At 39.3% G+C, this 13,345-nt stretch carries 15 protein-coding genes; 8 read left to right on the plus strand and 7 right to left on the minus strand.

Features of this window, described 5'->3' with window-relative positions; translation table 11 throughout:
* Positions 1 to 260: 260 nt before the first annotated feature.
* Both mltF and LT090_RS17190 read left to right on the plus strand, forming a co-directional pair.
* A complete protein-coding gene (gene mltF / locus LT090_RS04640) occupies positions 261 to 1,640 on the plus strand; it encodes a membrane-bound lytic murein transglycosylase MltF (protein ID WP_068546760.1) in 1,380 nt (459 codons plus the stop codon).
* Between the two features lie 64 nt (positions 1,641 to 1,704).
* On the plus strand, positions 1,705 to 1,827 hold the full coding sequence (locus tag LT090_RS17190; protein WP_257785276.1) for a hypothetical protein: 123 nt from the start codon (positions 1,705 to 1,707) through the stop codon (positions 1,825 to 1,827).
* 40 nt (positions 1,828 to 1,867) lie between these two features.
* Here LT090_RS17190 and tadA read toward each other — a convergent pair whose 3' ends face one another.
* Positions 1,868 to 2,374 (minus strand): tRNA adenosine(34) deaminase TadA, encoded by a 507-nt coding sequence (tadA, locus tag LT090_RS04645; RefSeq protein WP_068546797.1) that lies wholly within the window; start codon positions 2,372 to 2,374, stop codon positions 1,868 to 1,870.
* Between the two features lie 270 nt (positions 2,375 to 2,644).
* Here tadA and LT090_RS04650 point away from each other — a divergent pair, with 270 nt between their 5' ends.
* Complete coding sequence (locus LT090_RS04650; protein WP_068546761.1) at positions 2,645 to 2,863, plus strand: hypothetical protein; 219 nt, start codon at positions 2,645 to 2,647, stop codon at positions 2,861 to 2,863.
* Between the two features lie 16 nt (positions 2,864 to 2,879).
* On the opposite strand, the gene hemW is transcribed toward LT090_RS04650, so the two are convergent.
* From hemW to LT090_RS04680, 6 genes are all read right to left on the minus strand, one after another.
* On the minus strand, positions 2,880 to 4,031 hold the full coding sequence (hemW, locus tag LT090_RS04655) for a radical SAM family heme chaperone HemW (RefSeq protein ID WP_068546762.1): 1,152 nt from the start codon (positions 4,029 to 4,031) through the stop codon (positions 2,880 to 2,882).
* A 33-nt stretch (positions 4,032 to 4,064) separates the two neighbouring features.
* Positions 4,065 to 4,652 (minus strand): XTP/dITP diphosphatase, encoded by a 588-nt coding sequence (locus tag LT090_RS04660; protein ID WP_068546763.1) that lies wholly within the window; start codon positions 4,650 to 4,652, stop codon positions 4,065 to 4,067.
* A 102-nt stretch (positions 4,653 to 4,754) separates the two neighbouring features.
* A complete protein-coding gene (locus LT090_RS04665) occupies positions 4,755 to 5,198 on the minus strand; it encodes a DUF4426 domain-containing protein (protein WP_226996524.1) in 444 nt (147 codons plus the stop codon).
* 96 nt (positions 5,199 to 5,294) lie between these two features.
* Positions 5,295 to 5,843, minus strand: a complete 549-nt coding sequence (locus LT090_RS04670) for a YggT family protein (protein WP_068546764.1) — start codon at positions 5,841 to 5,843, stop codon at positions 5,295 to 5,297.
* 164 nt (positions 5,844 to 6,007) lie between these two features.
* Positions 6,008 to 6,826, minus strand: coding sequence for a pyrroline-5-carboxylate reductase (proC, locus tag LT090_RS04675; protein ID WP_068546765.1), 819 nt, complete (start codon positions 6,824 to 6,826; stop codon positions 6,008 to 6,010).
* A gap of 132 nt (positions 6,827 to 6,958) precedes the next feature.
* The gene (locus tag LT090_RS04680; RefSeq protein ID WP_068546766.1) at positions 6,959 to 7,642 is read right to left on the minus strand and encodes a YggS family pyridoxal phosphate-dependent enzyme; all 684 of its coding nucleotides are present in this window, start codon (positions 7,640 to 7,642) and stop codon (positions 6,959 to 6,961) included.
* A gap of 63 nt (positions 7,643 to 7,705) precedes the next feature.
* On the opposite strand from LT090_RS04680, the gene LT090_RS04685 reads away from it, so the two are divergent.
* From LT090_RS04685 to gshB, 5 genes are all read left to right on the plus strand, one after another.
* Complete coding sequence (locus LT090_RS04685; RefSeq protein ID WP_068546767.1) at positions 7,706 to 8,749, plus strand: type IV pilus twitching motility protein PilT; 1,044 nt, start codon at positions 7,706 to 7,708, stop codon at positions 8,747 to 8,749.
* Positions 8,750 to 8,761: 12 nt separating this feature from the next.
* Positions 8,762 to 9,874, plus strand: a complete 1,113-nt coding sequence (locus LT090_RS04690) for a PilT/PilU family type 4a pilus ATPase (RefSeq protein ID WP_068546768.1) — start codon at positions 8,762 to 8,764, stop codon at positions 9,872 to 9,874.
* Positions 9,875 to 10,230: 356 nt separating this feature from the next.
* The gene (gene metK, locus LT090_RS04695) at positions 10,231 to 11,418 is read left to right on the plus strand and encodes a methionine adenosyltransferase (RefSeq protein ID WP_068546769.1); all 1,188 of its coding nucleotides are present in this window, start codon (positions 10,231 to 10,233) and stop codon (positions 11,416 to 11,418) included.
* Positions 11,419 to 11,560: 142 nt separating this feature from the next.
* A complete protein-coding gene (rsmE, locus tag LT090_RS04700; RefSeq protein ID WP_068546770.1) occupies positions 11,561 to 12,292 on the plus strand; it encodes a 16S rRNA (uracil(1498)-N(3))-methyltransferase in 732 nt (243 codons plus the stop codon).
* 55 nt (positions 12,293 to 12,347) lie between these two features.
* A complete protein-coding gene (gene gshB / locus LT090_RS04705; protein WP_068546771.1) occupies positions 12,348 to 13,298 on the plus strand; it encodes a glutathione synthase in 951 nt (316 codons plus the stop codon).
* Positions 13,299 to 13,345: the final 47 nt, after the last annotated feature.

Raw genomic sequence — 13,345 nt, forward strand, 5'->3', positions numbered from 1 at the left:
AATAAAATAATTAAATGCAATGGAATTATTACTAAATAGTTGTTTTATTAACGTTTAAAATCAGATAACTTATTAGTTAGATTTCATCGATAACTTTTGCATATTTTTGCGCACAGTTTTTTGTTTAGTTTTTTGCATTTACTATGCGCGCGCATTATAAAAGAAAACTGTCCATTAAGTAAGAGCAAAACAGTTTGTTTACAAACAAATTGAAAAAAAAACTGTTAAAAACCTATTAATGACTTCACAATGAATTTTATATGATAAAAATCTTCAATAAATTTAAAACTATAACGTCGAACTCGACAGTTTTTTTTGTAGCTCTGATGTTGTTACTTTCGGCCTGTACTGGTGATAATAAACCAAGCGAATTACAGAAAATTGTAAAGCGTGGCACTCTAAAAGTGGGCACTTTATACGGACCGAACAGCTACTACATTGATTCGGAAGGTAAAAAAGGCTTCGAATATGAACTTGCCAAAAAGTTTGCTGACCACCTCGGCGTAGAGCTTGAGATCAACCCTAGCTATAGTTTGAACGAGTTATTTCCAAAGATAGAAAACGGTGAAGTTGATGTGCTCGCCGCTGGCCTAGAAGTGACCGATGACCGCCTTGAAAAATATCGATTTGCCCCTAGTTACACTGAGATAAGTCAAAAATTAGTGTTTAAGCAAGGTAAAGAGTGGCCAAGAAACCTTGAAGACGTGCAAGGCAATTTAGTCGTTGTAGATAACTCTAGTCATGCAGAAACATTAACCCGATTAAAAGAAAAATATCCTAATTTATCGTGGACCGTTACCGATGAGTTCGACGCCGATGAACTGTTGCAAGAAGTGCTTGAAGAGCGCATCGATTTTACTGTCGCAGACAGTAATACTTTAGCGATTAATCGCCGTTATTACCCGCAGATTAGCATCGCAGTAACTGTCCAAGATGAACGTCCACTGGCTTGGATGCTGAGTAAAGATGTCGACCAGGGGCTATTATCTTCATTAGTAGAATTCTTTGGTGAAGTGCACCATGATGGCACTCTATTGACACTTGAAGATAAATACTACGGCCATATTCAAGAATTTAACTACGTCAATACCGTGACATTCATTGAATCTGTTGAAACCAAACTACCGAAATATCAAAAATTATTCGAACGCTATGGTAGTGAAATGGATTGGCGTTTTCTTGCTGCAATAAGCTATCAAGAGTCACATTGGGATCCTCATGCACGCTCATATACTGGCGTTCGTGGAATGATGATGTTGACCTTACCAACGGCAAAACAGATGGGGGTGAAGTCTCGCCTCGATGCCGAACAAGCAATACGTGGTGGCGCTAAATATCTTCAACAATTAATCAATCGAATTCCCGACAGAATAAAAAATCCTGACCGTAAATGGTTTGCCCTTGCTGCCTATAACGTAGGGTGGGGGCATATGGAAGATGCTCGCAGATTAACAGAGCGTTTGGGTGGCGATCCTGACCGTTGGGTTGATGTGAAAGAATCTCTGCCGTTGCTAAAACAGCGTAAATATTATAAAAATACTAAATACGGTTATGCCCGTGGTGATGAACCAGTTCGTTATGTTGAAAACATAAGAGCGTATTACGACACCTTGGTATTTCTCGATGAGCAACAAGAATAAAAATAACTGTCATCAAAATGTCATTTACGCAGGTTAAGCTTGTGGTAATGAATTAAAGAGGAACATGATGAAAAATCGTAGTAGAAATAACCAACGCCGTAGAACATTAAAATCAAATGTTCGCAAGATGAATAGTCGCCATCGTGCATATTTTAGAACCGTTTTGCAAAACGCTGAGAAAAACTAGGCGTTAATATCTAAACAACTGCTAGCATGAGATTTGCTTGTTATAGTTGTTCTTTTAAGTGTGGTTTTAGTTGTTTTTTCAGTGCTTTTTTTTCGTCACGTCTACGCTTAAAAAATGCCGAGAGCATGGTACCGCATTGTTCTGCAAGTACGCCTTCTGTCACCTCTAATTGGTGATTTAATTTATCTGACTGCGTTAAGTTGAAGACACTTCTACAGGCCCCCGTTTTTAAATCTTTCGCCCCATAAACCACTCTTTTTATTCTACTATGTACTAATAAACCTGCACACATAGGGCAAGGCTCTAACGTCACATACAAAGTACAATCGAGCATTCGGTAATTTTCTAATTTTGCACCAGCATTTCTAATGGCAATCATTTCGGCATGAGCTGAAGGGTCGTGGTTCATGATTGATTGATTAAATCCACTGGCAATCACTTCGCCATTACTAACTAAAACTGCGCCAACAGGAATCTCTCCATGTTGTTCAGCTAATTCTGCTTGGGCAATCGCTTGCTGCATAAATTGTTGATCAAGTTCTAGCATCGGTGATTCAATTGGAGTGGTGCTACTATTCAAAAATATTTCGCCCTAAGCTTTGGTTAAATTGCCCAAAATGTAATGTTTTCACAAGATTACATTTTATTAGCTTGTCTTATCTATCTGTTTATAAAGAGTTTTAAGTTTGGTCTAGTTCTTGCTTTTCTTTATGTTAGTTACCACTAAATTAGCAAATCGCTAGACTAGTGAATAAAACATCAATGCTTAGTTTAGCGAAATTTAAATAATTACAACAGTAAAGTTAAAGGAAAGTTTATGAATGTATTTCAGTTTATTTTATTATTTTTCATCTGTTACAGTATTTTTGAATTACTTAAACAACGAAAATCAATAAAGGCATCGTCGGCTACGACAGAAAAACAACACAGTGAAACCGAACAAGAAATCGAACAACTTAAGAAGCGCATCGAAATATTGGAAAAAATCGTCACCGATAAAGGTTATGATTTGAAGTCAGAAATAGACGATCTCTAAGCGCTTATACAAGCGATTATAAAAACAGGCTTAATAGATCGTTTAAATAACGATGGCCCGTAGCTGTCACTTGCCATTGTTCACCGGTTTGACTAACCAGTTGCTTGTTTTTTGCTGTGTTCAATGCCGGCTCTACGGTCTCCGCTGGTAAGCCTGTCGCTTGTTGATAATCGTTCAGTGTAAAAGGTTTAAATAAGCGCAAACGATTCATCATATATTCGAAAGGGCGCTCAGTCGTAGCAACTTCATGAGCGTGATCTAAATGCTCACGTTCGTCATCCATATAGCCCTTAGGGTGTTTCACTTTTACGGTTCGATAAATCGTGCCTTGATCGGTTATTTTGCCATGGGCACCACAGCCAATGCCGAGATAATCGCCATTCTGCCAATAGTTTAAATTGTGACGGCATTGGTATTTCTCGCCATTGCTGTAAGCCGAAATCTCATATTGCTGATAGCCCGAGCTTTTCAGTAGTTCAAACCCTTGCTCTTGAATATCCCACAACACCTCATCTTCTGGAAGAGTAGGTGGTTTCGAATAGAATGAAGTATTTGGCTCAATCGTTAATTGGTACCAAGATAAATGATTAGGCTTTAGTGCTATTGCTTGGCGTAAATCATCTAAAGCACCTTCAATGCTTTGTTGCTCAAGGCCATGCATTAAATCAAGGTTAAAGCTATCTATGCCACATTCTTTTGCGATTTCAGCCGCTCTTATGGCTTGTTTATTATCATGGATACGACCCAATTTTATCAGCTTATCTGATTCGAAACTTTGCACGCCAATAGACAGCCTATTTACCCCAGCTTCTTTAAATCCTTTAAACTTGTCCGCTTCCACCGTCCCTGGGTTGGCTTCCATAGTTACTTCCACCTTAAAGTTTTCATCTGGGTGTTTGGGAAAACGTTTAAATACTTCAGCTAATAATGTATTGATAGCATTTGCTGAGAATAAACTCGGCGTACCACCGCCAATGAATATCGAATATAAAGGTCTGTCGATGTTGAATCGTTTTATATCTTTGTCGAGATCGAGCAACAGATGGCGAATATAATTCGCTTCGTCTATATCTGCTTTTAACGCGTGAGAATTAAAATCACAATAAGGACATTTTTGAACACACCATGGAATATGGATATACAAAGATAGTGGTGGTTGAACTAGCACAGTGCAGGCCTTTATATTGAGAGCTTAAATTGGTTATTTAAAATGCTTAACTAAATGCATTAATGCTTTACCGCGGTGACTCATTGCATTTTTAATATCTCGAGGCAATTGCGCTGAAGTCATATTATGCTCAGCTACCCAAAACAAAGGGTCGTAACCGAAGCCTTGAACACCGTGTTTTTCTGTTGTTATGCTGCCGTCCCAAGTACCTTGGCAAATGATTGGAGTTGGATCATCGGCGTGACGCATATACACTAAAACACACTGAAAGCGTGCACTTCGCTTTTGTAGGTCAACACCGTTAAGCTCAGTCAGTAATTTGCTATTATTAGCGTCATCATTGCCTTGCTCTCCGGCATATCGCGCAGAGTAGATCCCTGGGGCTCCGTTTAAATAATCTACTTCTAACCCTGAATCGTCGGCAATTGCTGGTAAGCCCGTGATTTTTGCGGCGTGACGCGCCTTAATAATTGCATTCTCAACAAATGTCGTTCCAGTTTCTGGCACATCAGGCACGTTAAAATCGCTTTGCGGAACGATCTCAATGTTTTGTTCTGAAAGTAATTCACTAAGCTCTTTTACTTTACCTTTGTTGCCTGTTGCTAACACGATTTTGTTCATTGCTAAACCTTTGTTGAAAGACTGATAAATAGAAAGTGCGCTATTTTAGCGCACTTGTAGGGGGGTTTTCATTAACTAAATAAAACCTGCGCAATTAGGCGCCTATTGTTCTACGTAAAACTTTTGTTGGAATTTAAGCGAGTGCTGTTTGCCATTGTTATTAATTAAAATATCAAATTTGATAATCTCTTCATCGCTATATGACACCTGAGCAATGTAATAGATTGCTTTACCTTCAGTCACTTTATCAAAATCTAAATTGATGCGTTGGCCTGCTAAGTTTGTCGAAACGCCAGATAAACCAACGCTTATAGCTGGTTTCGATTCAACGCTAGCATCCAATATCGCAATATTTATGAAACCCTTGTATCTACTTCGTTCAATGCCGTAGGTCTTGGCAATTTGCGGTTGTAGCATCATTGTTGGTAAGCCGATGTAGTGGACTTCGAGTTCATCAAACATTTGCATGTTTTCATTGCTAGCATTTGCATTGAATACCAATGAAATCAGCATCAAAAATATTGTTTTTTGAAAGTAATTCATCATTTTATGGCCTTTTGTTCTTCGCTTGCGCAAAGCTGTCATTTATCTAAGTATAGGAGATTGCGCTATATCAGCGTAGTTTATCAACGTAATTTCTACTTATAAAATAGCCCAATATGGGATAGCCCCGCTAATTAATTTACTTAAAAATATTAAGACAAATATTGCGATGGCAACCGATAAATCGATTCCGCCTAAATCAGGCATTATTCTACGGATCGGGCGCAATACAGGTTCAGTGAGTTGATGGAATACTAATTGAATAGGACTGCCGCCTTGTACAACCCAACTCATTAACGCCATAGCGATCATCACGTACATAAGAACCGCGCCCATGGTCTTAGCAAGTAAAATCAGGCCGATCAGAAAGCTTGCTACAGGATCCATTGCATAAATACCGAGTAGGAAAAAAACGTATATTTTTAGACATGCAACAGCGTAGGCGATTAACAATGTCGCAAGGTCTATCCCTGCAAAACCTGGAATGACACGTCTAAATGGTACCACGAGAGGACTTGTCGCTTTCACCACAAATTGACTGAAAGGATTATAAAAATCCGCTCTAACTAATTGCATCCAAACTCGCAATATAAGCAGCATGATAAAGGCATCGAAGACAAAATTGAGCAAGTATATTAATGCTTCCATTATTTTTCCGTTTTTAAATTGGTTTAATTTATTGTTCTTTCTATATTGTAAGAACTATTCTGCGATTAAGAAAGTGCTATTAACTTATTGTTACTATTTGCAAATAGTGAACGAGCTAGTCGTTGCTCTAAGTCGTTGCTCTAAGTCGTTGCTAAGAGTCGTTACTAGCTGTCGTTAGCTTCAGTCATCTCAATTGCTCTTGCTTTGCACGCTTGCATTGCGTCACTTACAATCTGGTCGAGGTTGTTTTCGGCTAATACCGAAAGAGCAGCATAGGTTGTACCACCTTTTGAGGTTACGTTTTCTCTTAATGTTGCGATGCTTTCATTATTTTGCACCACCATCTGCGCCGCACCTAGCGCCGTTTGTTGTACTAAGTCACGGGCTGTTTGCTCACTAAAGCCAAATGCTAAGGCTTGTTTTTGCATTGCTTCCATAAAAGCAAAGAAGTACGCCGGTCCTGAACCTGAAACAGTAATAAGGTTATCCATTTCATCTTCATTCGCTAGCCATTGCACCTTGCCAACGCTTTTCAATAAACTATCAGCAAAATCAATATCACTTTGCGCTACGTTTTTCGCCGCCAACATACCACTCATGCCAAGGCCTAATTGCGATGGAGTATTTGGCATGCAACGAATAATATTGGCGTTGTTACCAAGGACTGATTGCATTTGAGCAATTGAAACACCAGCGGCAACTGAGATAAAGCACTTATTAGTAATGTCCATATTGTCGGCAATTTCTTTACAAACCGCTTTTATAAAGTGTGGTTTAACGCCAAGAACAATGACATCCGCCTGATTGGCAGCCTCAATATTGCTTGGTGTTTGACAAACGCCGAAGTCGCTCGCTAATGCTTCTCGTTTTTCTGGGCTAGGGTTACTAACAATAACAGCTTTGGCGTCATAACCATTGTTGACCAGGCCGATCAAAATTGCGCGATTCATGTTGCCGGCGCCGATAAATGCTACTTTCTTCATTTTATTTCCTCGATACAAAAACAACTTAATGTGGTGTTTTTGTATGTATTTATTCGTCTATGTGTATTGATAAATCAGAGTTATCAACTTTTGTTTAATTTTGAGTTTGTCATTAGCTCTGTTATTTGGCTGCTATTCTCGTTTGCCAAATATCGCCGTTCCGACGCGAATCATAGTCGAACCGCATTCTATAGCAATATTCATATCACCGCTCATTCCCATTGAAAGGGTATCTACTGTACTGTATTTTTGTTGCAACGCTTGATACAAACTTTGCATATTTTCAAAGCTTTTTTTTACCTGTTCTGCGCTGCCTTTCGCAGGGATGGCCATAAGCCCTCGCAATGATAAGTTTTCACAATTGCTGATAAATTCAGCTAACTCATCAATTTCTTCTACGCTGACCCCAGATTTACTCGCTTCTGCACTAATATTCACTTGTAAACAAACGTTTAGCGGGGTAATGTTATTGCTACGTTGTTCATTAAGACGTTTTGCTACTTTTATTCGGTCTACCGAGTGGACCCAATCAACATTGTTAGCGATTTGTCGAGTCTTATTACTTTGTAATGGACCGATAAAGTGCCACGTAATGTCGGTTAGATGTTTAAGTTGTTCGACTTTGTCGACCATTTCTTGAACATAATTCTCGCCAAAATGGCGTTGTCCGGCATCATAGGCTAACTGTAAAGAATCAATAGGTTTGGTTTTACTTACAGCTAATAACTCAATGTCAGAAATCGGTCTCTTTGCACTGTTGCAAGCAGCCAACATTTGTTGTTGAACTTGAGTTAAATTGTCAGCGATAGTTGTCATAATTTAGCGTCTGAATTTTGAATAAAAAAAGCATTAATAAAACAATAATAAAACAGGAATTCTATGGATATTACTGAACTTTTGGCATTTAGTGTCGAGCACGATGCATCCGATTTACATTTATCTACTGGTATGCCACCAGCAATTCGAGTTGATGGTGATATACGTAAGGTTAACATCCCACCATTAGAAGACAAAGACGTTAACGCATTAGTTTACGATATTATGACCGATCGTCAACGTAAAGAATACGAAGAAAACCTAGAAGTGGATTTTTCTTTTGAAGTTCCGAATTTAGCCCGCTTCAGGGTAAATGCATTTAACCAAAACAGGGGGCCTGCAGCGGTTTTCCGTACTATCCCAAGTAAAATATTATCGCTTGATGATTTAGGTTGCCCTGACATTTTCAGAACAATTTCTGAAAACCCTCGAGGATTAGTTTTAGTAACCGGTCCTACAGGTTCTGGTAAATCAACAACTCTTGCCGCTATGGTTGATTACATTAATGAGTCAAAGCGTGACCACATCCTTACCATCGAAGATCCAATTGAATTTGTTCACGATAATAAACAGTGTTTAATTAACCAGCGTGAGGTTCACCGCGATACGCTAAGTTTTAGTGCGGCATTACGTTCAGCACTACGTGAAGATCCAGATGTGATACTTGTTGGTGAGATGCGTGACTTAGAAACAATACGCTTAGCGATGACTGCTGCAGAAACAGGTCACTTAGTATTTGGTACATTGCATACAACTTCAGCGCCAAAAACTATAGACCGTATTGTTGATGTATTCCCTGGTGAAGAAAAAGACATGGTTCGTTCTATGTTGTCAGAATCATTACGAGCTGTTATCTCACAAACCCTCATCAAGAAAGTTGGTGGCGGTCGAGTTGCTGCTCATGAAATCATGATTGGTGTTCCGGCGATACGTAACCTTATTCGTGAAGATAAGATTGCACAAATGTATTCAGCCATTCAAACAGGTATGTCACACGGTATGCAAACTATGGATCAATGTTTACAAAACTTATTAAGCCGCGGCATGATCACACGTGAAGACGCACTATCTAAAGCTGCTGATAAAAACCAATTCCAGGTTTATTAATAGGGTTTAGTTATGGACTTAAATCAACTACTTGAAAAAATGACCAAGGAAGATGCATCGGATTTATTTATCACCGTAAACCTTCCTGCAAGCGCCAAAATTAACGGCGAGCTGCAACCAATTGATGATTCGGTATTAGATTATGATACGGCATTAGAGTTAGTACATAGCTCGATGAAAGAAAAGCAGCGTCAAGAATATGACGAAACCAAAGAGTGTAACTATGCGATTGCAGTTGATGGTATTGGTCGTTTTCGTATCTCTGCGTTTTGGCAGCGTGAAATGCCAGGTATGGTAATTCGTCGAATCGTGACTGATATTCCTGATGTTGATGCGCTAGGTTTACCTGCGGTATTAAAAGACATTGTTATGTCTAAACGTGGGTTAGTATTATTCGTTGGTGGTACTGGTACCGGTAAATCAACATCGATGGCATCATTGATTGGTTATCGTAACCGTAATGCTCGAGGGCATATTCTTACCATTGAAGATCCAGTTGAATTTGTTCATGAACATAGTAAGTCGATGATCACCCAACGTGAAGTTGGCATGGATACCGAATCGTTTGATGCGGCGCTTAAGAGTTCTTTACGACAAGCGCCTGACGTTATTCTTATTGGTGAGATCCGCTCGCAAGAGATTATGGAACACGCCTTAAGTTTTGCCGAAACAGGTCATTTATGTATTGCGACACTGCATGCAAACAATGCTAACCAAGCCATTGACCGTATTATGCACCTTGTACCGCCAGAGCAACATGAGAAGCTACAGTTCGATTTAGCCTTGAATTTGCGTGGTATTGTGGCTCAGCAACTTGTACCTACTCGTGATGGTCATGGTCGCAGAGCTGCTATTGAGGTTTTATTGAACTCACCATATATATCTGAGCTAATTAAAAAAGGCGAAGTAGGTGACATTAAAGAAGTCATGTCGAAATCGAGAGAGCTGGGCATGCAAACATTTGATCAGGCGTTATTTGATTTATATGAAGCCGGTGATATTAGTTATACCGATGCACTGCATCATGCTGACTCACCAAATGATTTACGCTTAATGATTAAATTACGTGGTGGCGATCAAGGCGGTATTGGTGGCTTAAAAGGTGCAACGTTAGACGGTGATTAATATCTTCTGATACCTAGCCCGATAAAAATTTTAAACCCCAATTAGAAGCGAATCTAGTTGGGGTTTTTCTATAATAGCAAATAAAAACTAGAGTATTTTAATGTAAAACCTATTTGCTTGCTTTGAATTGTTATTTGACTGTTGTTTTAGTGTTAATTTGCGTATCCAAACAAATCAAAAAGTAAAAGTTTAGACGTCTAGACGTAAAAAAGTGGATTTAAATCTGATTCCGCGTTAGAATTCGCCCATATTTTTGAATCACTTCTATTTAAATTAAAGATTTCTAATCTTTTTAACCATTTAATTCGTATAAAGGTTTTCAATTAAATAGATAACAATTAAGTGTAAGAGGCGTCATGGCTAAACATTACTTTACTTCAGAGTCTGTATCTGAAGGTCATCCGGATAAAATTGCCGATCAAATTTCTGATGCGGTATTAGATGCAATTATTGCAAAAGATAAACATGCACGTGTGGCCTGTGAAACTATGGTGAAAACCGGTGTTGCAATAATTTCTGGTGAAGTAACCACGGAAGCTTGGGTTGATTTAGAGAAAATCACTCGTCAAGTGATTAGCGATATCGGCTACACCTCTTCTGATGTGGGTTTTGATGGTGACACATGTGGCATTATGAACTTAATTGGTCAACAATCGCCTGAGATTGCCCAAGGTGTTGACCGCAGCAAGCCTGAAGACCAAGGTGCTGGTGACCAGGGGTTAATGTTTGGTTATGCAACAAACGAAACACCTTCATTGATGCCTGCGCCGTTGTATTTTTCTCATCGCTTAGTTGAGCGTCAAGCTGAAATGCGTAAATCAGGTGTTTTGCCTTGGTTGCGTCCTGATGCAAAATCGCAAGTCACTTTTATCTACGAAGATAATAAACCAGTAGCTATTGATGCTGTTGTTTTATCAACACAACATAATCCTGAAATCAGTCAGGAAGATTTAAAAGATGCGGTAATGGAAAACATTATCAAGCATGTTTTACCAGCTGAGTTGTTAAACGAAGATACTAAATACTTCATCAATCCAACAGGTCGTTTTGTTATTGGTGGTCCTGTAGGCGATTGTGGTCTTACTGGTCGTAAGATTATCGTTGATACTTATGGTGGTATGGCACGTCATGGTGGTGGTGCATTTAGTGGTAAAGATCCTTCGAAGGTTGACCGCAGTGCCGCTTATGCAGGTCGTTACGTGGCAAAAAATATTGTTGCTGCTGGACTTGCAGACCGTTGTGAGATCCAAGTGTCTTACGCTATCGGTGTTGCCGAGCCAACGTCAATATCAATTGAAACGTTCGGTACAGGTAAAGTTGACGAAGCAACGTTAATCGATTTAGTTCGTCAACATTTTGACCTTCGCCCATACGGCATTACTAAAATGCTTGATTTGTTGCACCCTATGTATCAACAAACAGCGGCTTATGGTCACTTTGGTCGTGACCCATATGAAATGACAGTGGGTGAAGATACCTTTACTGCATTTAGTTGGGAAAAAACCGACAAAGCAGATGCACTAAGAGCTGCTGCCGGTTTATAAGCGACAATAATTATTTTACTAAAGGCCAGATATTTTCTGGCCTTTTTTGTATCTAAATATCTGCTTTATATACAATTGCCCTTGTTTTTTACCCCTCATGACCCTATCTTGTAATCATTACTAAATTAACTATTGAGTTAGTGTGTCGAATCCAAGAATTTATCAACAAGATAACTTTACCGTAGGCGAAACTTGTCAGTTATCTGATGATGCCTTTGGTCACTTGATCAGAGTATTACGTCTAGGTAATGACGCTACAGTCACCTTTTTTAATGGTGACGGTCATGATTATTCCGCTCGACTTGTCGACGTAAGTAAGAAAAAAGCTTTCGCAGAAATAGTCGACAAACAATTTGTCGCCAATGAGTCACCAGTTAATATTCATTTAGGCCAAGGAATTTCTCGTGGCGATCGAATGGATTTCACCCTACAAAAATCAGTTGAGCTGGGCGTAAATACAATAACACCGCTGTTTACTGAACGTTGTGGCGTTAAACTGTCTGGCGAGCGCTTAGATAAAAAAGTACAACAATGGCAGAAAATTGTCATTAGTGCCTGTGAGCAATCTGGCCGCGCGTCCGTACCAACGGTGTTAACCCCGCAATATCTCAATGATTGGTTAGAACAAGAAACTAGCGCGGTTAAAATTAACTTGCATCCAAGAGCAAAGCACTCAATTATGAGCTTGCCAGTAAGCGCAGATAGAGTTCGTTTATTGATAGGCCCAGAAGGTGGGCTATCAGATGATGAAATCGAAATTGCCTCAAACGCCGACTATACTGAAGTCTTACTTGGTCCGCGTGTATTACGCACCGAAACAGCAGCATTAACAGCAATTACTATCTTACAATGTAAGTTTGGTGATTTAGCTTAAATTATATTTCCCTGGCGCTAAGCGCTGGTTAAACAACAATACTTTAGGAATACAAATGACTATAAAGCTAGGTATCGTGATGGATCCTATTTCAACCGTAAACGTGGTTAAAGATTCGAGTATGGCAATGATGCTCGAAGCACAAAACCGAGGTTGGGAAATTTATTATATGGAAATGCAAGACCTTTACCTTGATCAAGGTGAATGTCGAGCTGATGCTGCAAAAGTAAAAGTGTTTGATGATAAAAATAAATGGTATGAATTAGCAGACGGTGAAAATATTGCTGTTGCTGATTTAGATGCCGTTCTTATGCGCAAAGATCCTCCATTTGATACTGAGTATATCTACGCAACTTATATGCTCGAGCGAGCAGAACAATTAGGCACTCTTATTGTAAATAAACCTCAGAGTTTACGCGATTGTAATGAAAAATTATTCACTGCCTGGTTTCCAGATTTAACCCCAAAAACACTGGTCACTCGAAGTGCTAAACGGATCCGGGACTTTCACAGCGAAAATAAAGATATCATCATCAAACCTCTTGATGGTATGGGGGGATCTTCTATTTTTAGAATGGGACCTGATGAAGTAAATGTTGGCGTTATTATTGAAACCTTGACCAATCATGGGCAAATGTATGCCATGGTTCAAGAGTATATGCCTGAAATTCTAGATGGTGACAAACGTATCCTGATAGTTAATGGTGAACCAATGCCATATTGCTTAGCGAGAATACCTGCACAAGGCGAAACTCGTGGTAACTTAGCTGCCGGAGGCCGTGGCGAAGCTCGACCTTTATCGGCAAGCGATCGATTAATTGCCGAGACTATTGCTCCGGAGCTAGTCAAACGTGGCCTTTACTTCGTCGGTCTTGATGTTATCGGTGATAAAGTAACTGAAATCAACGTTACCAGCCCAACCTGTATCAGAGAAATTGAAGCAGCATATTCAATTAATATCAGCGGCAAATTGATGGATGCTATTGAAAGTAATATTGCTAAATAAATAGTAAATACTAGATTTGATAAATAGCGAAATTGATCCCATTGTTA

The sequence above is a fragment of the Thalassotalea crassostreae genome, from assembly GCF_001831495.1.
Classification (GTDB): Bacteria; Pseudomonadota; Gammaproteobacteria; order Enterobacterales; family Alteromonadaceae; genus Thalassotalea_A; species Thalassotalea_A crassostreae.

Excerpts from the sequence above, each read along its gene's own strand:
- mltF (WP_068546760.1), top strand. The coding sequence starts at position 261 with ATGATAAAAATCTTCAATAAATTTAAAACTATAACGTCGAACTCGACA.
- LT090_RS17190 (WP_257785276.1), top strand. The coding sequence starts at position 1,705 with ATGATGAAAAATCGTAGTAGAAATAACCAACGCCGTAGAACATTAAAA.
- tadA (WP_068546797.1), bottom strand. The coding sequence starts at position 2,374 with ATGCTAGAACTTGATCAACAATTTATGCAGCAAGCGATTGCCCAAGCA.
- LT090_RS04650 (WP_068546761.1), top strand. The coding sequence starts at position 2,645 with ATGAATGTATTTCAGTTTATTTTATTATTTTTCATCTGTTACAGTATT.
- LT090_RS04660 (WP_068546763.1), bottom strand. The coding sequence starts at position 4,652 with ATGAACAAAATCGTGTTAGCAACAGGCAACAAAGGTAAAGTAAAAGAG.
- LT090_RS04665 (WP_226996524.1), bottom strand. The coding sequence starts at position 5,198 with ATGATGAATTACTTTCAAAAAACAATATTTTTGATGCTGATTTCATTG.
- LT090_RS04670 (WP_068546764.1), bottom strand. The coding sequence starts at position 5,843 with ATGGAAGCATTAATATACTTGCTCAATTTTGTCTTCGATGCCTTTATC.
- proC (WP_068546765.1), bottom strand. The coding sequence starts at position 6,826 with ATGAAGAAAGTAGCATTTATCGGCGCCGGCAACATGAATCGCGCAATT.
- LT090_RS04680 (WP_068546766.1), bottom strand. The coding sequence starts at position 7,642 with ATGACAACTATCGCTGACAATTTAACTCAAGTTCAACAACAAATGTTG.
- LT090_RS04685 (WP_068546767.1), top strand. The coding sequence starts at position 7,706 with ATGGATATTACTGAACTTTTGGCATTTAGTGTCGAGCACGATGCATCC.
- LT090_RS04690 (WP_068546768.1), top strand. The coding sequence starts at position 8,762 with ATGGACTTAAATCAACTACTTGAAAAAATGACCAAGGAAGATGCATCG.
- metK (WP_068546769.1), top strand. The coding sequence starts at position 10,231 with ATGGCTAAACATTACTTTACTTCAGAGTCTGTATCTGAAGGTCATCCG.
- gshB (WP_068546771.1), top strand. The coding sequence starts at position 12,348 with ATGACTATAAAGCTAGGTATCGTGATGGATCCTATTTCAACCGTAAAC.